Source organism: Pseudomonas sp. HMSC065H01, from assembly GCF_001815235.1.
Classification (GTDB): domain Bacteria; phylum Pseudomonadota; class Gammaproteobacteria; order Pseudomonadales; family Pseudomonadaceae; genus Pseudomonas; species Pseudomonas aeruginosa.
The window spans coordinates 373,242-398,820 of the sequence record NZ_KV819937.1 but is presented as its reverse complement, the minus strand read 5'-3'; the positions used below and the strand labels follow the sequence as shown (position 1 = coordinate 398,820).

The 25,579-nt window shown below is 66.9% G+C and carries 21 protein-coding genes and 1 pseudogene; 7 read left to right on the top strand and 15 right to left on the bottom strand.

What is annotated here, in order from left to right:
* Nucleotides 1–10 precede the first annotated feature (10 nt).
* The 11 genes and pseudogenes from HMPREF3014_RS31290 to HMPREF3014_RS31240 all read right to left on the bottom strand — a co-directional run bounded on the left by HMPREF3014_RS31290 (nucleotide 11) and on the right by HMPREF3014_RS31240 (nucleotide 11,673).
* Nucleotides 11–1,195 (bottom strand): ATP phosphoribosyltransferase regulatory subunit, encoded by a 1,185-nt coding sequence (locus HMPREF3014_RS31290; RefSeq protein WP_003116169.1) that lies wholly within the window; start codon nucleotides 1,193–1,195, stop codon nucleotides 11–13.
* A gap of 34 nt (nucleotides 1,196–1,229) precedes the next feature.
* Nucleotides 1,230–1,414 (bottom strand): annotated as a pseudogene (locus HMPREF3014_RS31285) (DUF2065 domain-containing protein).
* Between the two features lie 95 nt (nucleotides 1,415–1,509).
* Nucleotides 1,510–2,379, bottom strand: a complete 870-nt coding sequence (gene hflC / locus HMPREF3014_RS31280) for a protease modulator HflC (RefSeq protein ID WP_023087859.1) — start codon at nucleotides 2,377–2,379, stop codon at nucleotides 1,510–1,512.
* The gene (gene hflK / locus HMPREF3014_RS31275) at nucleotides 2,379–3,581 is read right to left on the bottom strand and encodes an FtsH protease activity modulator HflK (protein WP_003106427.1); all 1,203 of its coding nucleotides are present in this window, start codon (nucleotides 3,579–3,581) and stop codon (nucleotides 2,379–2,381) included. The genes hflC and hflK overlap by 1 nt, the downstream gene beginning before the upstream one ends.
* 94 nt (nucleotides 3,582–3,675) lie before the next feature.
* Nucleotides 3,676–4,977 carry a ribosome rescue GTPase HflX gene (gene hflX, locus HMPREF3014_RS31270; RefSeq protein ID WP_003113930.1) on the bottom strand — a complete coding sequence of 434 codons (1,302 nt, stop codon included), beginning with the start codon at nucleotides 4,975–4,977 and terminating at the stop codon, nucleotides 3,676–3,678.
* A gap of 12 nt (nucleotides 4,978–4,989) precedes the next feature.
* The gene (gene hfq / locus HMPREF3014_RS31265) at nucleotides 4,990–5,238 is read right to left on the bottom strand and encodes an RNA chaperone Hfq (protein ID WP_003095657.1); all 249 of its coding nucleotides are present in this window, start codon (nucleotides 5,236–5,238) and stop codon (nucleotides 4,990–4,992) included.
* A gap of 105 nt (nucleotides 5,239–5,343) precedes the next feature.
* Nucleotides 5,344–6,315: a tRNA (adenosine(37)-N6)-dimethylallyltransferase MiaA gene (gene miaA / locus HMPREF3014_RS31260; protein ID WP_003106415.1), complete on the bottom strand. Its 972-nt coding sequence runs from the start codon at nucleotides 6,313–6,315 to the stop codon at nucleotides 5,344–5,346.
* A gap of 57 nt (nucleotides 6,316–6,372) precedes the next feature.
* Nucleotides 6,373–8,274, bottom strand: a complete 1,902-nt coding sequence (gene mutL, locus HMPREF3014_RS31255; protein ID WP_003106411.1) for a DNA mismatch repair endonuclease MutL — start codon at nucleotides 8,272–8,274, stop codon at nucleotides 6,373–6,375.
* Complete coding sequence (amiB, locus tag HMPREF3014_RS31250; protein WP_003123571.1) at nucleotides 8,274–9,701, bottom strand: N-acetylmuramoyl-L-alanine amidase AmiB; 1,428 nt, start codon at nucleotides 9,699–9,701, stop codon at nucleotides 8,274–8,276. The genes mutL and amiB overlap by 1 nt, the downstream gene beginning before the upstream one ends.
* 8 nt (nucleotides 9,702–9,709) lie before the next feature.
* Entirely contained in the window at nucleotides 9,710–10,177 is a 468-nt protein-coding gene (gene tsaE / locus HMPREF3014_RS31245) for a tRNA (adenosine(37)-N6)-threonylcarbamoyltransferase complex ATPase subunit type 1 TsaE (RefSeq protein WP_003106408.1), read from the bottom strand.
* Nucleotides 10,165–11,673 carry a bifunctional ADP-dependent NAD(P)H-hydrate dehydratase/NAD(P)H-hydrate epimerase gene (locus HMPREF3014_RS31240; protein WP_023087860.1) on the bottom strand — a complete coding sequence of 503 codons (1,509 nt, stop codon included), beginning with the start codon at nucleotides 11,671–11,673 and terminating at the stop codon, nucleotides 10,165–10,167. The genes tsaE and HMPREF3014_RS31240 overlap by 13 nt, the downstream gene beginning before the upstream one ends.
* 81 nt (nucleotides 11,674–11,754) lie before the next feature.
* Here HMPREF3014_RS31240 and queG point away from each other — a divergent pair, with 81 nt between their 5' ends.
* On the top strand, nucleotides 11,755–12,840 hold the full coding sequence (queG, locus tag HMPREF3014_RS31235; protein ID WP_003110324.1) for a tRNA epoxyqueuosine(34) reductase QueG: 1,086 nt from the start codon (nucleotides 11,755–11,757) through the stop codon (nucleotides 12,838–12,840).
* Between the two features lie 33 nt (nucleotides 12,841–12,873).
* Here queG and orn read toward each other — a convergent pair whose 3' ends face one another.
* Nucleotides 12,874–13,416 carry an oligoribonuclease gene (gene orn / locus HMPREF3014_RS31230; protein ID WP_003095671.1) on the bottom strand — a complete coding sequence of 181 codons (543 nt, stop codon included), beginning with the start codon at nucleotides 13,414–13,416 and terminating at the stop codon, nucleotides 12,874–12,876.
* A gap of 111 nt (nucleotides 13,417–13,527) precedes the next feature.
* Between orn and rsgA the strand changes: the two genes are divergently transcribed.
* The gene (gene rsgA, locus HMPREF3014_RS31225) at nucleotides 13,528–14,547 is read left to right on the top strand and encodes a small ribosomal subunit biogenesis GTPase RsgA (RefSeq protein ID WP_003113927.1); all 1,020 of its coding nucleotides are present in this window, start codon (nucleotides 13,528–13,530) and stop codon (nucleotides 14,545–14,547) included.
* Between the two features lie 3 nt (nucleotides 14,548–14,550).
* On the opposite strand, the gene motB is transcribed toward rsgA, so the two are convergent.
* Entirely contained in the window at nucleotides 14,551–15,555 is a 1,005-nt protein-coding gene (gene motB, locus HMPREF3014_RS31220) for a flagellar motor protein MotB (protein WP_034017041.1), read from the bottom strand.
* Between the two features lie 19 nt (nucleotides 15,556–15,574).
* Nucleotides 15,575–16,426 carry a flagellar motor stator protein MotA gene (gene motA, locus HMPREF3014_RS31215; protein WP_009877181.1) on the bottom strand — a complete coding sequence of 284 codons (852 nt, stop codon included), beginning with the start codon at nucleotides 16,424–16,426 and terminating at the stop codon, nucleotides 15,575–15,577.
* A 140-nt stretch (nucleotides 16,427–16,566) separates the two neighbouring features.
* Between motA and HMPREF3014_RS31210 the strand changes: the two genes are divergently transcribed.
* From HMPREF3014_RS31210 to fimX, 5 genes are all read left to right on the top strand, one after another.
* Entirely contained in the window at nucleotides 16,567–18,078 is a 1,512-nt protein-coding gene (locus HMPREF3014_RS31210; protein ID WP_003102046.1) for an HDOD domain-containing protein, read from the top strand.
* A 74-nt stretch (nucleotides 18,079–18,152) separates the two neighbouring features.
* Complete coding sequence (gene rhdA, locus HMPREF3014_RS31205; RefSeq protein WP_003102047.1) at nucleotides 18,153–18,968, top strand: thiosulfate sulfurtransferase; 816 nt, start codon at nucleotides 18,153–18,155, stop codon at nucleotides 18,966–18,968.
* A 3-nt stretch (nucleotides 18,969–18,971) separates the two neighbouring features.
* Nucleotides 18,972–19,841 carry an archaetidylserine decarboxylase gene (asd, locus tag HMPREF3014_RS31200; RefSeq protein WP_003095677.1) on the top strand — a complete coding sequence of 290 codons (870 nt, stop codon included), beginning with the start codon at nucleotides 18,972–18,974 and terminating at the stop codon, nucleotides 19,839–19,841.
* Between the two features lie 317 nt (nucleotides 19,842–20,158).
* The gene (gene fimW / locus HMPREF3014_RS31195; protein ID WP_009877182.1) at nucleotides 20,159–21,982 is read left to right on the top strand and encodes a cyclic-di-GMP receptor FimW; all 1,824 of its coding nucleotides are present in this window, start codon (nucleotides 20,159–20,161) and stop codon (nucleotides 21,980–21,982) included.
* A gap of 64 nt (nucleotides 21,983–22,046) precedes the next feature.
* Nucleotides 22,047–24,122 carry a cyclic di-GMP-binding protein FimX gene (gene fimX, locus HMPREF3014_RS31190; protein ID WP_009877183.1) on the top strand — a complete coding sequence of 692 codons (2,076 nt, stop codon included), beginning with the start codon at nucleotides 22,047–22,049 and terminating at the stop codon, nucleotides 24,120–24,122.
* An 86-nt stretch (nucleotides 24,123–24,208) separates the two neighbouring features.
* On the opposite strand, the gene serB is transcribed toward fimX, so the two are convergent.
* Entirely contained in the window at nucleotides 24,209–25,423 is a 1,215-nt protein-coding gene (gene serB / locus HMPREF3014_RS31185; RefSeq protein ID WP_003095681.1) for a phosphoserine phosphatase SerB, read from the bottom strand.
* Nucleotides 25,424–25,579 lie beyond the last annotated feature (156 nt).

Below are 25,579 nucleotides of genomic sequence, written 5' to 3'. Positions count from 1 at the left end.
CGGCGGAATCTCAGGACGCCAGCGGCGCCACCTGCCAATTGCCATCGCGCAGCGCCAGCTGCCGGTCGCAGCCCGCCTCGCGCGCAGAAGCCGCATCCTGCCCGGGCAGAGCCTGGACGACACGCTGCCCGTCGCGGCGCAGTCGTTGCACCACCTGCCAGAGCCCGGCCCCTTCGGCCGGCGCCCAGATACCCGATACAGCCTGGTCCAACCGGGCCTGGCCGAGAGTGACCAGGCTTTTCAGATCGGTGGAGAAACCGGTGGCCGGGCGGGCGCGCCCGAAATCGGCACCGATATCATCATAGCGACCGCCCTGGGCGATGGACTGGCCAACGCCGGGCACGAAGGCCGCAAACACCACGCCGGTGTGATAGTGATAGCCACGCAGCTCGCCGAGGTCGAAATACAGCGGCAAGCCGGGGAAACGTCCAGCCAGCGAATCGGCGATCTCGATCAGCTCGTTCAGCGCCACCTGGACATCGGCCGGCGCCGCCGCCAGACGGGCACGGCCCTGCTCCAGCGCATCGCGGCCGCCGCATAGCTCGGCCAGCGCACGCAACATGCCGCGCAGCTCGGCAGGCAGGTCTGCAGTCAGCGCCTCGACCTCGTCCACCGCCTTGCGCTGCAAGGCATCGAACAACTGCTGCTCGACTTCGCCGGACAGCCCTGCCGCGCGCGCCAGGCCGCGGTAGATACCGACATGGCCGAGGTCCATGTGCACGTCCGGCACTTCCGCCATCTCGAGCATTTCCAGCATCAGGCTGATCACCTCGACATCGCTGGCAGGGCTCGGATCGCCGTACAGCTCGGCGCCCAGCTGGATCGGACTACGCGAAGTGGACAGCGCGCGCGGCTGCGCATGCAGCACGCTGCCGGCATAGCACAGGCGGCTCGGTCCCTCGCGGCGCAGGCTGTGCGCATCCATCCGCGCCACTTGCGGCGTAATGTCGGCACGGAAACCCATGAGCCGGCCGGACGCCGGGTCGGTCACCTTGAAGGTGCGCAGGTCAAGATCCTGTCCCGCACCGGTGAGCAGCGACTCCAGGTATTCGATATGCGGGGTCACGACGAACTCGTAACCCCAGCGGTGGAACAGATCCAGCACCTGACGGCGGGCTGCTTCGATGCGCGCCGCCTCCGGGGGCAGCACCTCTTCGATCCCATCTGGCAGCAGCCAGCGGTCTACCGTTGCCATTTCGCCTCTCCCCTTTCAGCCGGGCGGCACATCATCAGTGAATCCAGTAAAGAAGCAGGGTGCCGAGCAGCATGCTGCCCAGCCCCACGAGACGCAGGTGACGGTCGCTCAGCCGGCCGATCCGGTGACCGCCTCGCGCCATTGTCGCGGACACAGGAACGGCAGGATGCCTTCCAGCACCAGCACGAGACAAAAAGCGATGCCGAATTCCTGCCACATGATTCTCGCGGACGCAAAAAAGCCGGGATTTCCCGGCTGGCTCATCATAACACGATTTCTCCGGCGGGCGCTGCCGCCCGCCGGAGAACCGAGTATTACTTGTTGGCCTTGTTCAGATAGCGGAAGAACTCGCTGCTCGGATCGAGCACCAGTACGTCGCGCTTCTCGGCGAAGCTTTCGCGATACGCCTTCAGGCTACGGTAGAAGGAATAGAACTCCGGATCCAGGTTGTAGGCCTTGGCGTAGATCGCGGCAGCCTTGGAGTCGCCGTCACCGCGGGTCTCTTCCGACTCGCGGTAGGCTTCGGCAACGATTACCCGGCGCTGGCGATCGGCGTCGGCACGAATGCCTTCGGCCAGTTCGCGACCCTTGGCGCGGTGCTCGCGGGCCTCGCGCTCACGCTCGGTGCTCATCCGCTCGAAGACGCTGCGATTGACTTCCTTCGGCAGGTCGATGGCCTTGACCCGCACGTCGATCACCTCGATACCCAGCTCCTTCTGCGCCATGCGGTTCAGCGAAGCGGTGATGTCGCCCATCAGCGCGTCGCGCTCGCCCGATACCACTTCATGCAGGGTACGCTTGCCGAACTGGTCGCGCAGACCCGCTTCGAGACGCCGCGACAGGCGTTCGTCGGCGATCTGCTTGAGGCCCGAGGTAGCGGTATAGAAGCGCTCGGCATCCGCCACCCGCCACTTGGCATAGGCATCCACCATCACCGCTTTCTTTTCCAGGGTCAGGAAGCGCTGGGTCGGGGCATCCAGGGTCAGCAGGCGAGCGTCGAACTTGCGCACCTGGTTGACGTACGGGATCTTGAAGTGCAGGCCCGGCTTGACGTCGGACTCGACCACCCGGCCGAAGCGCAACATGACCGCGCGCTCGGTCTGCTGGACTACGTAGACGCTGTTCCACAGGACGATGGCGGCGACGACACCGACGATCAGAGCGATCAAAGACTTGTTGCCCATCAGCGGCTCTCCCTCGTACGCGCGTCTTGCTGGCGCAGATCGTTGACGATCCGCGACCCCAGGTCGGAAGCGCTGGCGCTGCCACCACCGGCGGAAGCACCGGCACCCGTAGCGGGCGCGGCGTTACGACCATCGATCATCTTGTCCAGCGGCAGGTAGAGCAGGTTGTTCTGCCCTTGCTGACCGGTCACCAGCACCTTGCTGGTCTGGCTGAAGACTTCCTGCATGGTGTCCAGGTACAGACGCTCGCGCGTCACTTCCGGAGCCTTGCGATATTCCACCAGCAGCTTGGAGAAGCGATCCGCCTCACCCTGGGCGCGCGAAATCACCTCGTCGCGGTAACCGTTGGCTTCTTCGATGATGCGCTGAGCCTGGCCACGCGCCTCCGGCACCACGCCGTTGGCATAGGCTTCGGCCTGGTTCTTCTCGCGCTGCTCGTCCTCGCGGGCCCGGATCACGTCGTCGAACGCTTCCTGCACCTCACGCGGGGCCTGGGCGCTCTGGATGTTCACCTGGGTCACGGTGATACCGGTCCTGTAGGTATCCAGGAAGCGTTGCAGGCGCTCGCGCACCTCGGTCGCCATCTGCTCGCGGCCTTCGGTGAGGATCCGGTCCATGGTGGTGGAGCCGGCGACATGCCGCAGCGCGCTCTCGGTCGCCTGCTGCAGGCTGACCTCGGGCTGGTCGACGTTGAGCACGAAGTCCTGCAGGTTGCTGATCTTGTACTGCACGGTCAGCGGCACTTCGACGATGTTCTCGTCCTCGGTGAGCATCTGCCCCTGCTTGCTGTACGCACGCTCGCGGGTGACGTTCTCCTGGAAGCGCTTGTCGATCGGCGGGAAGTAGAAGTTCAGGCCGGGACCGACCGTCTCGTAATACTTGCCGAAGCGCAGGATGACCGCCTGCTCCTGCTCGTCCACCACATAGATGGCGTTGTACAGCCAGAGCACGGCGAGGATCGCCAGGCCGATGCCGAACAGGCCCAGGCCACCGCCCTTGCCGCCGGAACCGGAGCCGGAACCGTTGCCACTGCGTTTTTTTCCACCGAACAGCCCGTTCAGGCTGTCCTGAAGCTTGCGGAAAGCCTCATCCAGGTCGGGCGGCCCCTTGCGGTCACCACCGCCGCCACCACCACCGCGGCGGCCTCCCCACGGGTCTCGATCGTTGTTGTTCGAGTTGTCACCCGGCTCGTTCCAAGCCATAGCGCTCTCCATCTAGTAACGCGAAACGCGCCTGCGGCGCGGCCACCCATGCTACCGAATGCCCTGCCCGCTGCCAAAAGCAGCGATACGGGCTTTATTGCAAAGTGTGTTGCGCAACGAACTCCGCCGGCTGCCAGCCAGCGCGGCTCGCCAGGCGGTTCAACTCGGCCCGCGGCAGGCGCACCTGCAGCAGGGTACAACCCTCCTCATCGTGCGCCTCGGACTGCACCGCGCCCAGTTCGAACAACTGGGCGCGCAGGCGCCCGAGCCGCTGGGGCAGGCGCAAGGTTCCGACGAACAGGTCCTCGCCAAGCAGCTCGGCGATGGCCTGGCGCAACAGGTCGAGGCCTTCGCCGGTCTGCGCCGACAGCCAGACGCGCACCGGCTTGCCGGAGTCGTCGCGCTGGATGTGCGGCTCGACCGAGGGTAGCAGGTCAACCTTGTTATAGACCTCGAGCATCGGCAATTCGTTGGCGCCGATCTCGCCGAGCACCGCCAGCACCTGCTCGACCTGCGCATCCCGTTCGGGCTCGTAGGCGTCGATCACGTGCAGCAGGAGGTCGGCGTTGCTCGACTCTTCCAGCGTAGCGCGGAAGGCCTCCACCAGCTTGTGCGGCAGGTGGCGGATGAAGCCCACCGTGTCGGCCAGCACCACCGGCCCGAGATCGTCCAGTTGCAGGCGACGCAGGGTGGGGTCGAGGGTGGCGAACAACTGGTTGGCGGCATACACCTCGGAGGCGGTGAGCGAATTGAACAGGGTCGATTTGCCGGCGTTGGTATAGCCGACCAGGGAGACCGCCGGGATATCCGCGCGCTTGCGCCCGCGTCGAGCCTGCTCGCGCTGGCTGCGGACCTTCTCCAGGCGCTGCTTGATCTGGCGGATGCGCACGCGCAGCAGGCGTCGGTCGGTTTCCAGCTGGGTCTCGCCCGGACCGCGCAGACCGATACCGCCTTTCTGCCGTTCGAGGTGGGTCCAGCCGCGTACCAGCCGCGTGCTCATGTGCTCCAGTTGCGCCAGTTCCACCTGCAACTTGCCTTCGTGGGTACGTGCGCGCTGGGCGAAGATGTCGAGGATCAGCCCGGTCCGGTCGAGTACGCGGCACTCGAACGCACGCTCGAGGTTGCGCTCCTGGCTGGGCGTCAAGGTGTGGTTGAAAATCACCAGCTCGACGTTTTCGGCCTTGACCAGGTCGTGCAACTCCTCGACCTTGCCACTGCCGATAAGATATTTGGCGCTCGGCTGGTGGCGGGAGACGCTGACGAATGCCACCGTTTCCGCGCCGGCCGAACGCACCAGCTCCTGGAACTCCTGCGGGTCTTCACGCGCCTCGGGGTTCTGCCCTTCCAGATGCACCAGAACAGCCTGTTCCCCACCACCTGGGCGCTCAAAGAACAAAGCGGACTCCCGTCAAGCGTTGCCCGGCTCGGCCGGCTGGTCACCGCTCGGCAGACGCACCGGACGGCTCGGTACCACGGTGGAGATCGCGTGCTTGTAAACCATCTGGCTGACGGTGTTCTTCAGCAGGATGACAAACTGGTCGAAGGACTCGATCTGGCCTTGCAGCTTGATGCCGTTGACCAGATAGATGGAAACCGGGACGCGTTCTTTCCGCAGGGTATTGAGGTAAGGGTCTTGTAGCGAATGCCCTTTTGACATGTGCCGCACTCCTTTAAGGATCGTAGTTTGAAGTAGTCGAATAGGGTGACTTGGCGCCGTCCAAACTCCGGAGTCGTTCCGGAAACAGACGGACAAATTAAGGTCTCAGGCCAATATGGAGACCGTTTTCAGGTATTTCAAGGCACGCGGCAGATTGTCACCTGCTAGGCTGTCCATCCAGTGTAGATGGCTCCAGCTTCGCAGCCAGGTGAACTGGCGCTTGGCCAACTGGCGGGTAGCGATGATGCCGCGCTCGGTCATTTCAGCGTAGGACAGCTTGCCATCCAGGTAATCCCACACCTGACGGTAACCCACGGCTCTAATAGACGGTAATCCTGCATGCAAGTCACTTCTGGCATGCAGTGCTTCGACCTCGGCGATGAAACCCTGTTCCAGCATCTGGCGAAAACGCTGCGCAATCCGCGCGTGCAACACCTGGCGCTGCTCGGGAGCAATCGCCAGCTGAGCGACAGTATACGGCAATTGATTCCTGCCTGACGCGTCAAAATCCGCCTTTTCAGCGCTTTGCCGGCGACGCAGGTCGCTCATCGACACCCCGCCGAGGCGATACACCTCGAGCGCCCGCATCAGTCGCTGCGGGTCGTTGGGGTGGATACGCGCAGCCGACTCCGGGTCGACCTCGGCGAGTTGCCGGTGCAGCGCCTCCCAACCTTCGGCCTGGGCCTCGGCCTCGATCGCCGCGCGCACCTCGGGATCGGCGCCGGGCATGTCGGCCAGGCCCTCGAGCAACGCCTTGTAATAGAGCATGGTGCCCCCCACCAGCAGGGGAATCCTGCCGCGCGCGGTGGCCTCGGCCATCGCCGCCAGGGCGTCGGCGCGAAATTCCGCGGCCGAATAGCTCTCCGCCGGGTCGCGGATATCGATCAGGCGGTGCGGATAGCGCGCCAGCAGCTCCCGGGAAGGCTTGGCCGTACCGATATCCATGCCGCGGTAGATCAGCGCCGAGTCGACGCTGATCAGCTCGCAGGGCAGCGCATCGGCCAGCGCCATCGCCAGGTCGGTCTTGCCGGCGGCGGTCGGCCCCATGAGAAAGATGGCGGGAGGCAGGGAAGACATCGGAAAGCTCTTGGACAAAGCGCATAGCTTCGGGCTTTGCGCCCGAAGCTGCAAGGCTCAGCGTCCGCGCAGGAAGAGCTTGTCCAGCTCGTCCAGGCCCAGTTGGGTCCAGGTCGGACGCCCATGGTTGCACTGGCCGCTGCGCTCGGTGATTTCCATGTCGCGCAACAGGGCGTTCATTTCCGGCAGGGTCAGGCGCCGGTTGGCGCGCACCGCACCATGGCAGGCCATGGTGCCGAGCAACTCGTTCAGGTGCGCCTGGATACGGTCGCTGGTGCCGTATTCCAGCAGGTCGGCGATGACATCGCGCACCAACTGGGTCGCCTCCGCCTGCTTGAGCAGCGCAGGGATCTGCCGGATCGCCAGGCTTTCCGGCCCCAGGCGCTGCAGCTCGAAGCCCAGGCGCTGGAACCAGCTGGAATGCTCTTCCGCGCAATCCGCCTCGCGCTCGCTGACCGCGATCGACTCCGGCACCAGCAACGGCTGCCCACGCAAGCCTTCGCTGGCCATCGCCACCTTGAGGCGCTCGTAGGTGATCCGCTCGTGGGCCGCGTGCATGTCCACCAGCACCAGGCCGTGGGCGTTCTCGGCGAGGATGTAGATGCCCTTGAGCTGCGCCAGGGCGTAACCCAGCGGCGGGATGTCCTGGGCGCTCTCGGGCAACGCGGCTGGCGCCTCGCCCGCGGGTAACGGCGCGAAGTAGGCCTTGTAGGCGCCACCGGCCTCGGCCAGAGAGGGCGGCGCCTCCGGCCGGGTATAGGCGGAATAGCCGGAGGAGCCGCCGGAGGCCGATGAGCCGCCACTCCAGCCCACCCGTGCCGCCGGACTCTCCAGCACGCTCTCGGCCAGGCGCATCTCGCCCTGCGGGCCGAACTCGCCGGCGGCAGCGCCGGTCGGACGCGGCTCGGTCAGGCTGGTCGCCCCCGGCGGCGCGAGCTGGTCGTCGGGACGGACCTCGCCCAGCGCACGATGCAGGGTGCCATAGAGGAAGTCATGGACCATCCGGCTGTCACGGAAGCGAACTTCGTGCTTGGTCGGGTGCACGTTGACGTCCACCACCGCCGGATCGACTTCGAAGAACAGCACGAAGGTCGGATGCCGGCCGTTGTACAGCACGTCGCGATAAGCCTGGCGCACCGCGTGGGCGACCAGCTTGTCGCGCACCATGCGCCCGTTCACATAGAAGTACTGCAGGTCCGGCTGGCTGCGAGAGAAGGTCGGCAAGCCGACCCAACCCCACAGGTGCAGGCCGTTGCGCTCGACCTCGATCGGCAGCGCCTGCTCGAGGAATGCCTGGCCGCACACCGCGCCGACCCGGCGCGCGCGGGCCAGCTCGTCTCGCGCCTCGTGCAGGGCGAAGATGGTCTTGCCGTTGTGGCGCAGGTGGAAAGCCACGTCGAAACGGGCCAGCGCCAGGCGCTTGATGACTTCCTGCAGATGGTCGAACTCGGTCTTCTCGGCGCGCAGGAACTTGCGCCGCGCCGGGGTGTTGAAGAACAGGTCGCGAACCTCGACGCTGGTCCCCACCGGGTGCGCCGCCGGCTGTACCCGCGGCTGCATGTCACGGCCCTCGGTTTCCACCTGCCAGGCTTCGCCGGCGTCGGCGGTACGCGAGGTCATGGTCAGGCGCGCTACCGAACTGATCGAGGCCAGCGCCTCGCCACGGAAGCCGAGGCTCATCACCCGCTCCAGGTCTTCCAGCTCGCGGATCTTGCTGGTGGCGTGGCGAGCCAGGGCCAGCGGCAGGTCGTCGGCGGGGATGCCGCGACCGTCGTCGCGCACTCGCAGCAACTTGATGCCGCCCTGCTCGACCTCCACATCAATGCGCCGGGAACCGGCGTCAAGGCTGTTTTCCAGGAGTTCCTTGGCCACCGAGGCGGGACGCTCGACCACCTCACCGGCGGCGATCTGGTTCGCCAGCCGCGGACTCAGCAGCTGGATACGCGGTGCTTCACTCATCACTGGGCCGCCAGGGCGGTGCTCGGGATGGACAGTGCCTGGCCGACTTTCAGGTTGTCGCTGGACAGGCTGTTGCTGCTACGCAGCGCGGCCATGCTCACTTCATAGCGCTGGGCGATCATCGCCAGGGTCTCTCCGGGCCGCACCACGTGCTCGCGCGGCCCCATGGAGAGCTTGCCCTGGGCGCGCAAAGAGGCGATGTAGGTACCGGGCGGCGGGCTCTGCTGGAAATACTGGCGGATGCCGCTGGTGATCGAACGCGCCAAGGCCTGCTGATGGCTGGCGCTGGCCAGCTTGCGCGACTCGTTGACGTTCGAGATGAAGCCGGTTTCCACCAGGATCGACGGGATGTCGGGCGACTTCAGCACCATGAACCCGGCCTGCTCGACACGACGCTTGTGCAGCGAAGTGATGCGGCCGACATTGGTCAGTACCTTGTGGCCGACATCCAGGCTCGACGAGAGGGTGGCGGTCATCGACAGGTCGAGCAGCACGCCGGCGAGCATCTGGTCCTTGTCGCCGAGGCTGACGCTGCCATCGCCGCCGATCAGGTCGGAACGGTTCTCGCTGTCGGCCAGCCAGCGCGCGGTTTCCGAAGTGGCGCCGCGGTCGGACAGGGCGAACACCGAGGCACCGAAGGCGCTGCGGCTCGGCGCGGCGTCGGCATGGATCGAGACGAACAGGTCGGCGCCCTTCTTGCGGGCGATCTCGGTGCGCTTGCGCAGCGGGATGAAATAGTCGCCGGTACGGGTCAGCTCGGCCCGGTAACCGCGCACCTGGTTGATCTGGCGTTGCAGCTCGCGAGCGATCGACAGGGTGATGTTCTTCTCGTGCAACCCGCCCGGGCCAAGGGCACCAGGGTCTTCACCGCCGTGGCCGGCGTCGATGGCGATGACGATATCGCGGGTGCCGCCCTTGGTTGGCAGCGGCAGCTTGGCCACCGGCTGGGTCGGCGTCACCGGGGTGACCGGCACGCTCGGGGTCGGCGTCGCGGGTACGTCCGGGGTCAGGTCAGCGCCCTGGTCGTAGAGATCGACCACCAGGCGGTTGCCGTATTGCTGGTTGGGCGGCAGGACGAAGCTTTTCGGGGTGACCTGCGCCGACAGGTCAAGGACCATGCGCAGGTCGTTGGGCGTGCGCTGGGCGGAGCGCACCGCGGTGATCGGGGTGTTGCCGAGCTTGAGACCGTTGAGCTGGGTCGCCAGTTGGGCGCCGCTGACGTCGATGACGATACGGTTGGGCGCGGCCAGGGTGAACAGGCTGTGCTGCACCGGACCGGAGAGATCGAAGACCAGACGGGTGTTGTCCGGAGCGCGCCAGATCCGCACGCTCTTGATTTGCGCGGCGGCCAGAACCTCGCCGACCTGGCAGGCCAGCAGAATCATCACCCCAGTCAACAACGTCCGCAGACGCAAGCCCCAACCCATCGTTTTTCTCATGCTCCCATGGTCAGGGTGGCACACCAGGCTTCGCCCCGCGCACCGTGCGGTACCAGGCGCAGTGTCCGTCCACCCGCTTGGGCAGTAATGGTAATGTCCAGATCGGCGGTTGGCAAAACGCCCGCACCGCGCTCGGGCCACTCGATCAGACAGAGTGCGCTGCCGTCGAAATAGTCGCGGATGCCGAAGAACTCCAATTCCTCCGCATCGGCGAGCCGGTACAGGTCGAAATGGTAGGCGCGCAGCTCGCCGATTTCGTAAGGCTCGACCAGGGTAAAGGTCGGGCTTTTCACCGAGCCGGCATGGCCGAGGCCGCGCAGGATGCCGCGCGAGAGGGTGGTCTTGCCGGCGCCGAGGTCGCCATGCAGGTAGATCACCCCCTGCCCCCCGCTGGCCCGGGCGATGCGCCCGCCCAGTTCGAGCATCGCGTCTTCCCCTTCGGCGGACAGGATCACTTCAGACACGGACTGCACTCCTCGAGCAACTGACGAACGGTAGGTATGAGATCGGTCGCCGCCAGTCCACGCCCCTGGGCGCCGAGCCGCTCACCGGCGGCGGCATGCAGCCAGACCGCCAGGCAGGCCGCCTCGAACGCCTCCACGTGCTGGGCCAGCAAGGCACCGGTGATGCCCGACAGCACGTCACCCATGCCGGCACCAGCCATCGCCGGATGCCCCTGGGAACAGACGGCAAGTCGTCCGTCCGGCGCGGCGACCAGGCTGCCGGCGCCCTTCAGCACCACCACCGCCTGGTAGCGACACGCCAGTTCCAGCGCCGCCGCCGGGCGATCCGCCTGCACCTCGGCGGTCGAGCGACCCAACAGGCGCGCGGCCTCGCCGGGATGCGGCGTCAGAATCCATGTCCGCGGCCCTGCTCCGACCGGTTCCAGGGCCAGCAGGTTCAACGCGTCGGCATCCCAGACCTGCGGCAACGGTCGCGACCGGACAGCGCTCAGCAGGCTACGCCCCCAGGCGCGCTGGCCAAGACCGGGACCGAGCACCAGCACGCTGGCGCGTTCGGCAAGGGCCAGCAGTTGGTTCGCCGACGCCACGCCATGGGCCATGACCTCGGGACAACGGCCCAGCAACGCCGGCACATGTTCGACACGGGTCGCCGCCGAGACCAGCCCGGCGCCGCAGCGCAGGGCGCTTTCCGCGGCCAGTAGCACGGCCCCGCCCATGCCGGTGTCGCCGCCGACCACCAGCAGGTGGCCGAACAGCCCCTTGTGCGCGGTCCGCGGCCGCGCTGCCAGACTCGGCAGGGCATTTCGTGCCAGACGGTGGGCCCGGGGCTGGAGCCCTTGCAACACGACGGCGTCGCTGCCGAGTTCGTCGAACACCAGCTCGCCGACCCGTGCCGGCGCCTCGCCAGTGAACAGCCCGATCTTCAGGCCGATGAAAGTCACTGTCAGATCCGCCCTGATCGCTTCCCCCAATACCGCACCGGTGTCGGCGCTCAAGCCGGAAGGAATATCCACCGCCAGCACCGGCAGGTCGGCGGCGTTGGCCAGGCGGATGGCCTGCGCAAAGGGCTCGCGCACGGCACCTGCCAGGCCGGTGCCGAGCAATGCATCCACTACTACGCCCTCGAGCACGGCGCACTCGCTCCAGGGCTCCACCACGACCCCGGTCGCCAGCGCGGCGGCATGCGCCTGCGCCGCGTCGCCGGCAAGCCGCTGCGGCGCCGCGACCGCCAGCACCCGCACTCGCCAACCCGCACGTTGCGCCAGCGCCGCGATCAGGTAGCCGTCGCCGGCATTGTTGCCGTGCCCAGCGAGCACCGTCAGCGCCGCGGCCTCCGGCCAACGGCGGCGCAAGGCACGCCAGGCGGCGTGGGCGGCGCGCTGCATGAGTTCGAAGCCCGGCGTGCCGGCGGCGATCAGGCGCGCATCCAGGTCGCGCACCTGGGCGGCGGAATAGAGGGCGAGTGGCAGGTCGTCGTGCTGGAAGGTCATGGTCATCGGATCGATTCGGCGTCAGGCGCGCAGTCTGGCAGAATTATACCTATCCCATTTCGCTTTCCCTCGTCTTCGTTGCCTCCCATGACTCCCCAACCTCTGGCCGACAACCTTTCCCCGCCGGACCCCGCCCGCCTCGCCCAGTCCATCAAGGACTGGGGCCGCGAGCTGGGGTTCCAGCAGGTCGGTATCAGCGACGTCGAGCTGGGCGAGCACGAAGCGCACCTGCAGCGCTGGCTGGAGGCCGGCTACCACGGCGAGATGGACTACATGGCGGCGCACGGCAGCAAGCGCTCGCGACCTGCCGAGCTGGTTCCCGGCACGCTGCGGGTGATCTCTCTGCGCATGGATTACCTGCCCGGCGACACGCGCATGGCGCAGGTCCTCGCGACGCCGGAAAAAGCCTACGTCTCGCGCTACGCCCTCGGCCGCGACTACCACAAGCTGATCCGCAAGCGTCTGCAACAACTGGCCGAGCGCATCCAGGCCGAAGTCGGCCCGTTCGGTTTCCGCGCCTTCGTTGACAGCGCGCCGGTGCTGGAAAAGGCCATCGCCGAACAGGCCGGCCTCGGCTGGATCGGCAAGAACACGCTGGTGCTCAACCGCAAGGCCGGCAGCTACTTCTTCCTCGGCGAGCTGTTCGTCGACATGCCGCTACCCGTCGACCCGGCGATGGACAGCGAGCATTGCGGACGCTGCTCGGCCTGCCTGGACATCTGCCCGACCGCGGCCTTCGTCGGCCCCTACCGGCTGGACGCGCGACGCTGCATCTCCTACCTGACCATCGAGTACAAGGGCGCGATTCCGCTGGAGCTGCGACCACTGATCGGCAACCGGGTATTCGGCTGCGACGACTGCCAGATCGTCTGCCCATGGAATCGCTTCGCCCGCCCCACCGGGCAGGGCGACTTCCAGCCGCGCCACAGCCTGGACAACGCCGAACTCGCCGAACTGTTCCTCTGGAGCGAGGAGGAGTTCCTCGGCCGCACCGAGGGTTCGCCGCTGCGCCGCGCCGGCTACGAGCGCTGGTTGCGCAACCTGGCGGTGGGGCTGGGCAACGCGCCCTCGACCATCCCGGTGCTGGAGGCGCTGAAGGCGCGCCGCGGGTTCCCTTCGGAGCTGGTCCGCGAGCACGTGGAATGGGCCCTGCGGCGCCACGGGGAAACCTAGCCCGGCCGGCGCCTGCCGCCCGGTCCGGACGGATCAGAGCTTGATGAAGTGGTCGCGGTAGTGGCGCAGCTCGGCGATCGACTCGCGGATATCGTCCAGCGCCAGGTGGGTGTTGCCCTTCTTGAAGCTCTCGCGGACCTGCGGCGCCCAGCGCGCGGCCAGCTCCTTGAGGGTGGAGACGTCGAGGTTGCGGTAGTGGAAGTAGCCTTCCAGCCTGGGCATGTGCCTATAGAGGAAGCGGCGGTCCTGGCAAATGCTGTTGCCGCAGATCGGCGAGCTGCGCTTGGGCACCCACTGCTCGAGGAAAGCCAGGGTCTGCGCCTCGGCCTCGGCCATGCTCACGGTACTTTCCCGAACCCTCTGGGTCAGGCCGGACTGGCCGTGCTGGCGGGTATTCCACTCGTCCATGCCGGCGAGGATTTCCTCTGGCTGGTGGATGGCGATCACCGGTCCTTCGGCCAGGGTGTTGAGGTCACTGTCGGTGACGATGGTGGCCATCTCGATGATGACGTCCCGGTCCGGATCGAGGCCGGTCATCTCCAGGTCGATCCAGATAAGGTTCTGCGGGTTCTGCATGGGGAGTCGCTCCAGTCGCTATGCCGTGCATTCTAGCGTGGAACGCCGCCGCGCGAATGATGGCGGCGCGCCCATGTTAAACTCGCCGCCGATTTTTCATGCGGACGCATCATGGCCAAACGCCACTTGACCCGCCGGCAGAGCTGGCGCATCGAAAAGATCCAGGAAGAACGCGCGGCCCGGGCGGCCCGTCGCGAGTCGCGTGCCGTGGAAGAGCTGGAGGGCGGCGACCTGGGACCGGAGCAGACCGGCCAGGTGATCGCTCATTTCGGGGTTCAGGTAGAGGTCGAGTCCGCCGACGGCCAGGTTTCCCGCTGTCACCTGCGCGCCAACCTGCCGGCACTGGTGACTGGCGACCAGGTGGTCTGGCGCGCCGGCAACCAGGGCATCGGCGTGATCGTCGCGCAATTGCCGCGCCGCTCCGAGCTGTGCCGCCCGGACATGCGCGGGCTGCTCAAGCCGGTGGCGGCCAACGTCGACCGCATCGTCATCGTCTTCGCCCCGCGTCCCGAACCGCACGCCAACCTGATCGACCGTTACCTGATCGCCGCCGAACATGCCGGCATCCAGCCGCTGCTGCTGCTGAACAAGGCCGATCTGGTCGACGAGAGCAATGCCGAAGGCATCGATGCGCTGCTGAATGTCTACCGCACCCTGGGTTACCCGCTGATCGAGGTGTCGGCCTTCAATGGCCTGGCGATGGACGAACTGCGCGGCGCGCTGGACGGTCACGTGAGCGTCTTCGTCGGGCAGTCCGGGGTGGGCAAGTCGTCGCTGGTGAATGCCTTGTTGCCAGGTGTCGACACCCGTGTCGGCGACCTCTCCACGGTGACCGGCAAGGGCACCCATACCACCACCACCGCGCGACTGTTCCATTTTCCCGGCGGCGGCGACCTGATCGACTCGCCCGGCATCCGTGAGTTCGGCCTGGGGCACGTGTCGCGAGACGATGTCGAGGCCGGTTTCATCGAGTTCCGCGACCTGCTCGGACATTGCCGCTTCCGCGACTGCAAGCACGACCGTGAACCAGGTTGCGCCCTGCTCCAGGCTTTGGAGGACGGGCGCATCATGCCGCAACGCATGGCCAGCTACCGGCACATTCTGGCAAGCATGCCGGAAACGGACTACTGAACCTCAGTCGCCCTTGATCTGCTCCAGCTTCAGGCTGCCGCCGTCGTCGAACAGGTTGAGCTTCTTCTGCACCTCGTCCGCCGGTAGCGAAGGTTGCGCGCCCGGGGCAGCCGCGGGGGCGCTGGCTTCGGGAGCGCCGGTCTCGCCTTCGATGGCCTTCTGCGCCTTGCGGGTCAGGACCACGATGTCGATCCGCCGGTTCACCGGGTTCAGCGGGTCCTTGTCGTCGAACAGGCGTGCCGAGGCATAGCCGACAACCTGGGCGATCTGCCCTTCCGGATAGCCGCCGGCGACCAGTGCTCGGCGCGCGGCGTTGGCGCGATTGGCCGATAGCTCCCAGTTGCCGAAGTCGCCGTTGCCGGCATAGGGCTTGGCGTCGGTGTGGCCGCTGATGCTGATCTTGTTCGGCACCTGGCGGATGGTCTCGGCCATGGCCAGCAGGATGTCCTCGAAATACGGCTGCAGGCGCGCGCTGCCGAGGTCGAACATCGGCCGGTTGGCGGCGTCGACGATCTGGATGCGCAGGCCGTCGCGGGTGATCTCGAAGTGGATCTGGTCCTTGAAGTCCTTGAGCATCGGATTTTCGTCGACCTTGTTCTGCAACTCCTGCAGCAGCAGCGCCAGGCGCTCTCGCTCAACCTGCTCGGCGAGGTTCTCGGCCTGGTCGGCGTTGACCTGGTGGTCCTGCTCGGGGCTGATCCGGCTTTCGTTGGAGTCCGGCTGGGCCTGGACCTGCGGATTGAGGGTCTTGTCCGGCGCCGGCGTCGGCGTGCCGCCGAGGTCGATGACGTAGGGGCTGGCGCTTTCGCTGAAACCGATGGGGTCCTGGAAGTATCCGGAAATCGCCTTCTTCTGCTCCGGGGTGGCCGAAGACAGCAGCCAGAGCACCAGGAAGAACGCCATCATCGCCGTGGCGAAGTCGGCGAAGGCGATCTTCCACGAGCCGCCGTGGTGGCCGGCGGCATAGCGCTTGACGCGCTTGACGATGATCGGCTGGTTATTGTCCATCTATCGACAGTGCCTCCACTCAGCGGCCACGCACGGCCTGCTCGAGCTCGGCGAAGGTCGGCCGATGGGCGGGCAGCAGCACCTTGCGGCCGAACTCGACGGCCAGCGAAGGCGGCATGCCGGAAGCGGAAGCGACCAGGCAGGCCTTGATCGCCTCGAACATGTTCAACTCTTCCTTGGCATCGTGCTCCAGCGCGACGGCCAGCGGGCCGACGAAGCCGTAGGCGGCGAGAATCCCGAGGAAGGTACCCACCAGGGCGGCGGCGACGTGGTGGCCGATCTCCGCCTGGCTGCCTTCGCCAAGCAACGCCATGGTGATGACAATGCCGAGTACCGCGGCGACGATACCGAAGCCCGGCAGGGCGTCGGCGACCTTGGTCACCGCGTGGGACGGATGCTCCAGGTCCTCCTTGAGACTGGACAGCTCCATGTCGAACAGGCCTTCCAGCTCGTGCGGCGCCATGTTGCCGGAGGACATGATGCGCAGGTAGTCGCAGACATAGGCGGTCATCCGCTCATCCTTCAGCACACCGGGGTACTTGCTGAAGATGGGGCTGGCCGCGGGGTCTTCGATGTCCGCCTCGATCGCCATCATCCCTTCGCGCCGGCTCTTGTTGAGGATCTCGTAGAGCATGCCCAGCACCTCGAGGTAGTAGGTCTGGGTGAAGCGGTTGCTGAACATCTTCGGCGCTTTCTTCAGCACCACCATGAACGTGCTGCCCGGGTTGGACTGGAGGAACGCCCCCAGTGCCGCGCCACCGATGATCAGGACCTCGAAGGGCTGGATGATGGCGCCGATCTTGCCGCCGGAGAGCAGGAAGCCCCCGAGGACACTGGCGAAAACGACGATGATGCCGATGATTTTTGACATGAGGACCGGACGTGCGAAATGAACAGGATAAGGAGGGGGACTGCTAGGCTCCCTCTTGTTATCGGTTGCTAGCCGCAAGACTATAGTCCGAATACTCGAAAAGCCAGTTCGCCGCCTCGCCGACACCGAGCCCGACACCCATGACAGACCGCCTCGCCGCCTGGCTCGAAGAGCTCGACCGGCAACCCCTGCCGATCCCCGCCAGCCACTATGCCGGCCTGCACGCCGCGCTGAGCGACAGCCGCCGCTCGCTGCGCGAGATCGCCGACCAGTTGCAGGGCAGCCCGACACTGGCGTTGTCCATCCTGCGCGAGGCCAATCGCGCCGAGAGCGCCCGCGACAACCCCGCGGAAAGCCTGGAGGTGGCCCTCAGCCGCCTCGGCCTGGCGCGCGCGAGCCAACTTCTGAAGACCCTGCCGAGCATCCAGGATGCGGAGATGCCCAGGGTCCTCGGGCAGATGCTGCTGATCAGCCAGCACGCCATGCAGCAGGCCAGCGGCCTGTTCGGCGCGCGTCTGGCCAGGCTCTGGCAGGAAATTCACTGGGGCAGCCTGCTGACCATGGCTCCGGTCTGGGCGCTGGCCAACGCCCGCCCGCAGCTGCTGGAGCAATGGCAGCAACGCGTGCTGGTACAAGGCGAACCGACCCTGCGAGTGGAGCGCGAACTGCTCGGCATGCGCCTGCTGCCGATCTGCCTGGCGCTGGCCGAACGCTGGCGGCTACCGCAGTGGGTCATCCAGGGCTATCGCCTGCTCGCCTGCGACCGTCGTCTGCTGGTTCGAGCCCTGCGTATCGCCCGCGACCATCAGTCGCCCCTGCTCCAGCAACAGCAACTCGATGCCCAGCCCGATCTCGCCCGCTGGCTGACCCAGCCGGCCAACTGCACTCTCCTCGCCAATGGCCTGGCCATCGCCGCGCACCAGAGCTGGGACGGGCCGCACATGCTGCGCTGGCAGCGCCTGACCGGCCTGTACCTGGGCCAGCCGCTGACCGAAGTCCAGCAGCAGGTGCACATGCTCGCCGCGCAAAGCGCGCGCCTGCACGCCCGGCCGCCGCTGTGGCATCCGGCGGTGGCCTTGATCTGGCCCTGGCAGGCCAGCCGCTGGCGTGCCGAAGCGGCACCCCCGCCGCCGCCCTCGGCGGAAGCCCTGGCCGAGTGGCGGCAGCATTGCGCCGAGTTGCTCCGCGAGCCCAGCCCGTTCAGCAACGTGGTGCAGCTCACCGCCTGTGCCCGCGATGCGCTGCGCGCCTGCGGCCTGCAAAGGATGCTGCTGCTGGTGGCCGATCGCACCCAGGTACACGTGCTGGCGCAGCAGAGCGCCGGACTCGAACCGGGCCAGGAGAAATTGCAACTGGAGATTGCCAGCAGCCCGCTGCTGAAGAAACTGTTCCAGCAACCCGCCCTGCTGCGCATCGGCCCGAACAACCAGGACCAGTTGCTGCCGGCCCTCGGCGAACCCTTGCGCCAACTGTTCCCCGGGCCTCACCTGCTGCTGCGCTCGCTGGGCAACGGCTCGCGGGTGGTGATGCTGGTCCTGGCCGACCTCGGCGGCCAGCCGTTCAGCGACCTGCATGCCCAGGCCTTCGCCAAGACCGCCCAGTGCACCGAGCGCGCGATCCAGCAGTTCGGCCGCCAGCGCCGCACGGAATGAGGGACATGCCCGGCACACTGGTCGGGCGTGCTTTCCGTTAAACTGCTGCCCTTCTTCAACCCGGGGGTACTCGCATGTCCGTTTTCTCCGACCTGCCATTGGTGATCGAGCCCAGCGACCTCGCGCCGCGCCTGGGCGCGCCCGAGCTGATCCTGGTCGACCTGACCAGTGCCGCCCGCTACGCCGAAGGGCATATCCCCGGCGCGCGTTTCGTCGACCCCAAACGCACCCAGTGGGGACAACCCCCGGCACCCGGCCTGCTACCGGCGAAGGCCGACCTGGAAGCCCTGTTCGGCGAGCTGGGCCACCGCCCGGAGGCGACCTACGTGGTCTACGACGACGAAGGCGGCGGCTGGGCGGGCCGCTTCATCTGGCTGCTGGACGTGATCGGCCACCACCGCTACCACTATCTCAACGGCGGCCTGCCGGCCTGGATCGCCGACGCCCAGGCGCTCGACCGCGAGGTCCCGGCGCCTGTCGGCGGCCCGCTGCCGCTGACGTTGCACGACGAGCCCAGCGCGACCCGCGAATACCTGCAAAGCCGCCTCGGCGCCGCCGACCTGGCGGTATGGGATGCGCGCAACCCCAGCGAATACGCCGGTACCAAGGTGCTCGCCGCGAAGGCCGGGCATGTGCCCGGCGCGATCAATTTCGAATGGACCGCCGGCATGGACCCGGCTCGCGCCCTGCGCATCCGCGCGGATATCGCCGAAGTCCTGGAGGACCTCGGCATCACGCCGGACAAGGAAGTGATCACCCACTGCCAGACCCACCATCGCTCCGGCTTCACCTACCTGGTGGCCAAGGCGCTGGGCTACCCGCGGGTCAAAGGCTACGCCGGCTCCTGGTCGGAATGGGGCAACCACCCCGATACCCCTGTAGAGGTTTGAGGAATGTCGTTCAAAGATCGTCTGTTCATCTGCAGCCAGTACCTGCTGCCGCACCACCTGCTGTCCCGGCTGATCGGCTTCGCCGCCGACTGCCGGGCGACCTGGTTCAAGGACCGCCTGATCGCCTGGTTCGCCCGGCGCTACCAGGTCGATATGCGCGAAGCGCAGGTCGAGGACCTGCAGGCCTATGAACATTTCAATGCCTTCTTCACCCGCGCCCTGAAGGATGGCGCCCGCCCGCTGGCCCAGGAGCCCGGCGCGGTGCTCTGCCCGGCCGATGGCGCGATCAGCCAGCTCGGCCCGATCGAGCACGGGCGGATCTTCCAGGCCAAAGGCCACAGCTACAGCCTGGCCGAACTGCTCGGCGGCGACGCCGAACTGGCCGCGCCCTTCATGGGCGGCGACTTCGCCACCGTCTACCTGTCCCCCCGGGACTACCACCGCGTGCACATGCCGCTGGCCGGCACCCTGCGCGAGATGGTCTACGTTCCCGGCCGGCTGTTCTCGGTGAACCAGACCACCGCGGAAAACGTTCCCGAGCTGTTCGCCCGCAACGAGCGGGTGGTCTGCCTGTTCGACACCGAGCGCGGTCCGATGGCCGTGGTGCTGGTAGGCGCGATGATCGTAGCCTCCATCGAAACCGTCTGGGCCGGCCTGGTTACGCCGCCGAAGCGCGAACTGAAGACCTTCCGCTACGACGAAGCCGCCCGTGCGCCGATCCGCCTGGAAAAAGGCGCCGAGCTCGGTCGCTTCAAGCTGGGCTCCACCGCCATCGTCCTGTTCGGCCCGCAGCAGGTCGCGTTCAACGACGGCCTCGGGGCAGCGAGCCCGGTGCGCATGGGCGAATGCCTGGCCCTGCCGAAACAGTCCTGACCTCGCCGGGACGGAGCGCCCCGAGCGTCTCCGTCCCATCTCTCCCCGCCGCCGGGACCTCCCGGCGGGATCGTGGCGTCCGAAGGCTGCGGGTCCATTTCGATGCTGCTAGAGTTCGGAAAGGTCCTATCGAGCCTGTGCCGACCCCTCGGTCAGGAAAGCGGACTGCCGCACAGTTCCTGTCCTGGCCACGACGATGAACCCGCCTCCCGTGTTAAGAAAGAGGAGGCGCAGCCGCGGCGATCGGAAGTCCGGCACCTCTCCGGGGCTTCATCCCCCCGTAGAGCCTTTTCAGTAGCGGAGCCGTCTAACCCCCCATGGAAAACCAGAGCCCCCACCTCTCGTTGCGCGTCCCCACTCCGACGCAGCAGAACCTGAGCTTCTGCGACGCCACCCCGAAGGACATCAAGTACTGGCTGGCGCACCTGCCCAAGGCCAACCTCGGGGAAACCGCGCGCCAGCTCTACCAGGGCCTGATCGAACTCAACCAGTTGGTGCTGCCCGTCGAGGCCCGCCTGCAACTGCTCGAACTGTTCCGTCCAGAGGTGCATTTCGTCTGCGCCCACCTGGAACGGCACTTCCTCAACCAGGCCATCGTCCTCGACGAACGGCCGCGCAAGATCGCCAACCTCTGCCAGGCCCTGCAGAACCACCTGGCCATCGGCTACAAGCTGATCGTGGTCCAGGAAGCGCCGCGCAACAGCCGCGACCGCGCGCAGCTGTTCGCGGTCGGCATCCAGCGGGCGATCCGCAGCCTGTGCGGGCCGCTGATCCGCGCCAGCCAGTTGTACTGCCCGGTCCCCGAGGGGCTTTGGCTGGAACTCCACCAGCTCTACCAGTTGGCCAGCCAGCGCGGCGTTCATCGTCTCGCGGTGCGCGACGAACTGGCCAAGCACACCCCCGGCCTGAGCGTCGAGCAGGCCTACCTGATTCCGCTGCTGCTCGGCTGCGCGCGCTGCAACCAGATGCGCCAGAACAACATTGCACGGCTCGCCGAGGTGCTCGAACCCTGGAGCCAGCTGCTGTCGATACAGAGCGCGACGCTGCCCGGCTCGCTGTTCATCGCCGTGCCGCAGATCGACGGCCCGCCGCGCTACCGTTCGCTATACCCGGAGACCCAACTGGCCAATGCCCTGGGCATCGACACCCAGCCGCTGGTCGAGCTGATCCGCGAATACCTGCTGCAGCCCGAGGCCGAACGCGCGAAAGCACGCCTGCCGCTGATCGAAGGGGTGACCCTGGACCTGCTGCAACATCTCTCCTCGGCCTGGGGTGACATCGCCGAACGTACCTTCCAGCGCACCCAGGGCCAGGGCCAGTTGACCCTGTGCATCGGCATGAGCGCCCTGCACTACTTCCTCGCCGGGCGCCGCCCGTTCAACGAGGTCCTGCAGATCCAGGAAGCGCCCGAGGCGCCTCGCTTCAAGGCCGACGTCCAGGACGCCTGGGCCGGCGCCTTCGATGCACAGAAGGTCACCGACTGGCAGCCCGGCATGCCGCTGGAGGAAATCGAATACCGCCCGCATCAGTCGCCCCGCAGTGTGCAACCCGGGCACCCGCAGGCCCACGCACAGGCTGACGCCACCGAGGACTACCCGACCTACGCCCTGCCCATCGTCAACCACAGCCCCGGCGGCTATTGCCTGAGCTGGCCGAAGGAGGTGCCCGCCCAACTGCAGGCGGGCGAACTGGTCGGCCTGCAGGACCTTCCAGGCCAGGCGTGGAGCATCGCGGTGGTGCGCTGGATCCGCCAGGTACGCAATGGCGGCACGCAGATGGGCATCGAGATGATCGCCCCGGCGGCACAGCCCTGCGGCCTGCAACTGCTGCGCAAGACCGAGCAGAGCAGTCACTACCTGCGCGCCCTGCTGCTGCCGGCGATCGCCGCGATCTCGCGGCCGGCGACGGTGATCACCCCGCGCCTGCCGTTCCAGGAGGGCAGCCGGGTGCAGATCAACCTGCACGGCGAGGAGCGGCGCGCGGTGCTGAATCGCCGGCAGGCCTCGACCGGCAGCTTCAGCCAGTTCGAATACCGCTCGGCGGAACCGGTGAACACCCCGAGCGATAAGCCGGTCACAGCGCCAGTGGCCCGGCCGCCTGCGGGGGAGGAAGATTTTGACTCGCTCTGGAAGTCTCTGTAGATTGCCCCGACACCTCCATTCGCCGTCTTTTCGCGCCCGCCCGGACGCGGACTGAGCCCTTTCCATGGCCATCGAAAAGAAAACCATCCGCCTGCTGATTCTGGAAGACTCGCAGAACGAAGCCGAACGCCTGGTCAGTCTGTTCCGCAATGCCGGCCACGCGACCCGCGTACATCGACTGACCTCTCCCGAGGACCTCGCCGAAACCCTCCAGCAAAGCTGGGACCTGCTGATCGCCGCGCCGACCAGCGAGTGTCTCGAGCCCGGCGAGGCGCTCGCCACCTTGCGCCGCCAGTCGCGCGACATCCCGTTCATCCAGCTGGTGGCCGACAACAGCTCCGACGCCATCACCGACGCCTTGATGCTCGGCGCCCAGGACGCCCTGCCGCAAGGCGAGGACGAGCGCCTGGTGCTGGTCGCCAACCGCGAGCTGGCCGGCCTCGCCGAACGCCGCGCGCGCCGCGCCGCCGAACTCGCCCTGCGCGAGGCGGAAAAACGCTGCCAGTTGCTGCTCGACAGCTCGGTCGACGCCATCACCTACGTCCACGACGGCATGCACATCTACGCCAACCGCTCCTACATGGCGCTGTTCGGCTACGAGGACGCCGAGGAACTGGAAGGCCTGCCGGTCATCGACCTGATCGCCTCCTGCGACCAGGGCGCCTTCAAGGATTTCCTCAAGGGCTACCAGAACGACCAGCGCCAGACCGAACTGGTTTGCACCGGGGTCAAGCTCGACGGCCAGGAATTCAAGGCGCGCATCAGCCTCTCCGCCGCCACGTACGACGGCGAACCCTGCATCCAGGTGGTGATCCGCGGCGAGGTCGACAACGCCGAGCTGGAAGAAAAGCTCCGCGAAGTCAGCAGCCAGGACCCGGTCACCGGTCTCTACAACCGCAGCCACTTCCTCGACCTGATGGATGCCGCCGTGCAGCAGGCGGTGACCGCCCGCAAGCCGTCGACCCTGGCCTATATCCATCTCAACGGCTACCCCTCGCTCCAGGCCGACCACGGGCTTTCCGGGATCGACCTGCTGCTCGGCCAGTTGGCCGGACTGATGCGTGAACAGTTCGGCGAGGAAGCCGACCTGGCGCGTTTCGGCGATTCGATCTTCGCCGCCCTGTTCAAGGGCAAGACTCCCGAGCAGGCGCAAGCGGCGCTGCAACGACTGCTGAAGAAAGTCGAGAACCACCTTTTCGAGCTGAACGGCCGCAGCGCCCAGGCCACCCTCAGCATCGGCGTCGCCGGTCTCGACGAGAAGACCGCCAAGGCCCAGGACCTGATGAACCGTGCGCATCGCTGCGCCGATGACGCGGCACGCAAGGGCGGGTCGCAGATCAAGCAGTACAACCCGGCGGAAGAGCTTGCCGCCGCCGCCCAGCGCGGCGACGTCATCGCGATCCTCCAGCAGGCGCTGGAGACCAACAGCTTCCGCCTGCTGTTCCAGCCAGTCATCAGCCTGCGCGGCGACAGCCACGAGAACTACGAGGTGCTCCTGCGCCTGCTCAATCCGCAGGGCCAGGAAGTGCCGCCGGCGGAGTTCCTGCATGCCGCCAAGGAAGCCGGGCTGGCGGAGAAGATCGACCGCTGGGTGATCCTCAATTCGATCAAGCTGCTCGCCGAGCATCGCGCCAAGGGGCACCAGACCAAGCTGTTCGTCCACCTGTCCAGCGCGAGCCTGCAAGACCCCGGCCTGCTGCCCTGGCTCGGGGTGGCGCTGAAGGCCGCGCGCCTGCCGCCGGAGTCGCTGGTGTTCCAGATCAGCGAAGCCGACGCCACCAGCTATCTGAAGCAGGCCAAGCAACTGACCCAGGGCCTGGCCACCCTGCATTGCCAGGCGGCGATCAGCCAGTTCGGCTGCTCGCTGAACCCGTTCAACGCGCTGAAGCACCTGACCGTGCAATTCATCAAGATCGATGGTTCCTTCGTCCAGGACCTCAACCAGGTGGAAAACCAGGAGATCCTCAAGGGCCTGATCGCCGAACTGCACGAACAGCAGAAGCTCAGCATCGTCCCCTTCGTCGAGAGCGCCAGCGTCCTCGCCACCCTGTGGCAAGCCGGCGCCACCTACATCCAGGGCTACTACCTGCAGGGGCCGAGCCAGGCGATGGACTACGACTTCTCCTCGGGAGACGAATGAAGAACGGGCGCCCTGGGCGCCCGTTGCTTTTCCGCTCTACCGACCTGGTTCGTGGCTGCCGGGCCGGCAAGAGACGCCCGCCGGCCTCAGGCTCGTCCTTCGCGGTCGCGGTAGCCGAGCAGGTAGAGGATGCCGTCCAGGCCCAGGGTCGAGATCGCCTGCTTGGCCGACTGCTTGACCAGCGGCTTGGCGCGGAACGCCACGCCCAGGCCGGCCAGGCCGAGCATCGGCAGGTCGTTGGCGCCGTCGCCGACGGCGATGGTCTGCTCCAGGCTCAGGCCTTCCTTCGCCGCCAGTTCGCGCAGCAGGTCGGCCTTGCGCTGGGCATCGACGATCGGCTCGACCGCCACCCCGGTGACCTTGCCGTCGACGATCTGCAACTCGTTGGCGAACACGTAGTCGATCCCCAGCTTCGCCTGCAATTGACGGGCGAAATAGGTGAAGCCGCCGGACAGGATGGCGGTCTTGTAACCCAGGCGCTTGAGTTCGGCGAACAGGGTTTCCGCACCCTCGGTCAGACGCAGTGAGGCGCCGATCTCCTCCAGCACGTCTTCCGACAGCCCCTGCAGCAGCGCCAGGCGCTCCTTGAAGCTGGCGCGGAAGTCCAGTTCACCGCGCATCGCCCGCTCGGTGATCGCGGCGACCTTCTCGCCGACGCCGGCGGCCTTGGCCAGTTCGTCGATGACTTCCGCCTCGATCAGCGTCGAATCCATGTCGAACACCGCCAGCCGGCGGTTGCGGCGGAACACGCTGTCCTGCTGGAAAGCGATGTCGACGTTCAATTCCTGGGCGACGCTGAGGAATTCCGCACGCAGCGCCGCCGGATCGGCCGGTTCGCCGCGTACCGAGAACTCGATGCAGCCCTTGCCCTGGTCGGCGGGCATGTCCAGCGGCATGCGCCCGGAGAGACGGTCGATGTGGTCGATGTTCAGCGCGTACTTGGCGGTGATCGAGCTGACCCTCTGCAGTTGCTCGGCAGTCACCCGGCGGGTGAGCAGGGTCACGATGTGCCGCGCCTTGCCCTGGCCGTCGACCCATTGCCGGTAGTCCTCTTCCGAGACCGGGGTGAAGCGCACCTGCTGGTCCAGCTTGTAGGCGGTGAACAGCACGTCCTTGAGGACCGAGGAACCGGCCTCGGTATCCGGGATTTCCACCAGGATGCCGAACGACAGGGTGTCGTGGATCACCGCCTGGCCGATGTCGAGGATGTTCACCCCGCCCTGGGCCAGTACGCCGGTGATGGCAGCGGTGAGACCGGGGCGGTCTTCCCCGGTGATGTTGATCAGGACAATTTCGCGCAAGGCGTAAGCTCCGCCAGGTAAAAGACGCCATTCTACCCGCTTTCCCGCACACCCGAGAGACGCAGAGCCGGGCATTTGCCATCACCACCGGTCGGAACCGACCGGGAAAACCCGCGAAACCGCCGCGCGGCGGCCTGGAAAGCGCGTCAACGGCCC

Bases quoted from the DNA above. Each gene is read 5' to 3' on its own strand.
- HMPREF3014_RS31290 (WP_003116169.1), bottom strand. From the start codon at position 1,195: ATGGCAACGGTAGACCGCTGGCTGCTGCCAGATGGGATCGAAGAGGTG.
- hflC (WP_023087859.1), bottom strand. From the start codon at position 2,379: ATGGGCAACAAGTCTTTGATCGCTCTGATCGTCGGTGTCGTCGCCGCC.
- hflK (WP_003106427.1), bottom strand. From the start codon at position 3,581: ATGGCTTGGAACGAGCCGGGTGACAACTCGAACAACAACGATCGAGAC.
- hfq (WP_003095657.1), bottom strand. From the start codon at position 5,238: ATGTCAAAAGGGCATTCGCTACAAGACCCTTACCTCAATACCCTGCGG.
- miaA (WP_003106415.1), bottom strand. From the start codon at position 6,315: ATGTCTTCCCTGCCTCCCGCCATCTTTCTCATGGGGCCGACCGCCGCC.
- mutL (WP_003106411.1), bottom strand. From the start codon at position 8,274: ATGAGTGAAGCACCGCGTATCCAGCTGCTGAGTCCGCGGCTGGCGAAC.
- amiB (WP_003123571.1), bottom strand. From the start codon at position 9,701: ATGGGTTGGGGCTTGCGTCTGCGGACGTTGTTGACTGGGGTGATGATT.
- HMPREF3014_RS31240 (WP_023087860.1), bottom strand. From the start codon at position 11,673: ATGACCATGACCTTCCAGCACGACGACCTGCCACTCGCCCTCTATTCC.
- queG (WP_003110324.1), top strand. From the start codon at position 11,755: ATGACTCCCCAACCTCTGGCCGACAACCTTTCCCCGCCGGACCCCGCC.
- orn (WP_003095671.1), bottom strand. From the start codon at position 13,416: ATGCAGAACCCGCAGAACCTTATCTGGATCGACCTGGAGATGACCGGC.
- rsgA (WP_003113927.1), top strand. From the start codon at position 13,528: ATGGCCAAACGCCACTTGACCCGCCGGCAGAGCTGGCGCATCGAAAAG.
- motB (WP_034017041.1), bottom strand. From the start codon at position 15,555: ATGGACAATAACCAGCCGATCATCGTCAAGCGCGTCAAGCGCTATGCC.
- motA (WP_009877181.1), bottom strand. From the start codon at position 16,426: ATGTCAAAAATCATCGGCATCATCGTCGTTTTCGCCAGTGTCCTCGGG.
- HMPREF3014_RS31210 (WP_003102046.1), top strand. From the start codon at position 16,567: ATGACAGACCGCCTCGCCGCCTGGCTCGAAGAGCTCGACCGGCAACCC.
- rhdA (WP_003102047.1), top strand. From the start codon at position 18,153: ATGTCCGTTTTCTCCGACCTGCCATTGGTGATCGAGCCCAGCGACCTC.
- asd (WP_003095677.1), top strand. From the start codon at position 18,972: ATGTCGTTCAAAGATCGTCTGTTCATCTGCAGCCAGTACCTGCTGCCG.
- fimW (WP_009877182.1), top strand. From the start codon at position 20,159: ATGGAAAACCAGAGCCCCCACCTCTCGTTGCGCGTCCCCACTCCGACG.
- fimX (WP_009877183.1), top strand. From the start codon at position 22,047: ATGGCCATCGAAAAGAAAACCATCCGCCTGCTGATTCTGGAAGACTCG.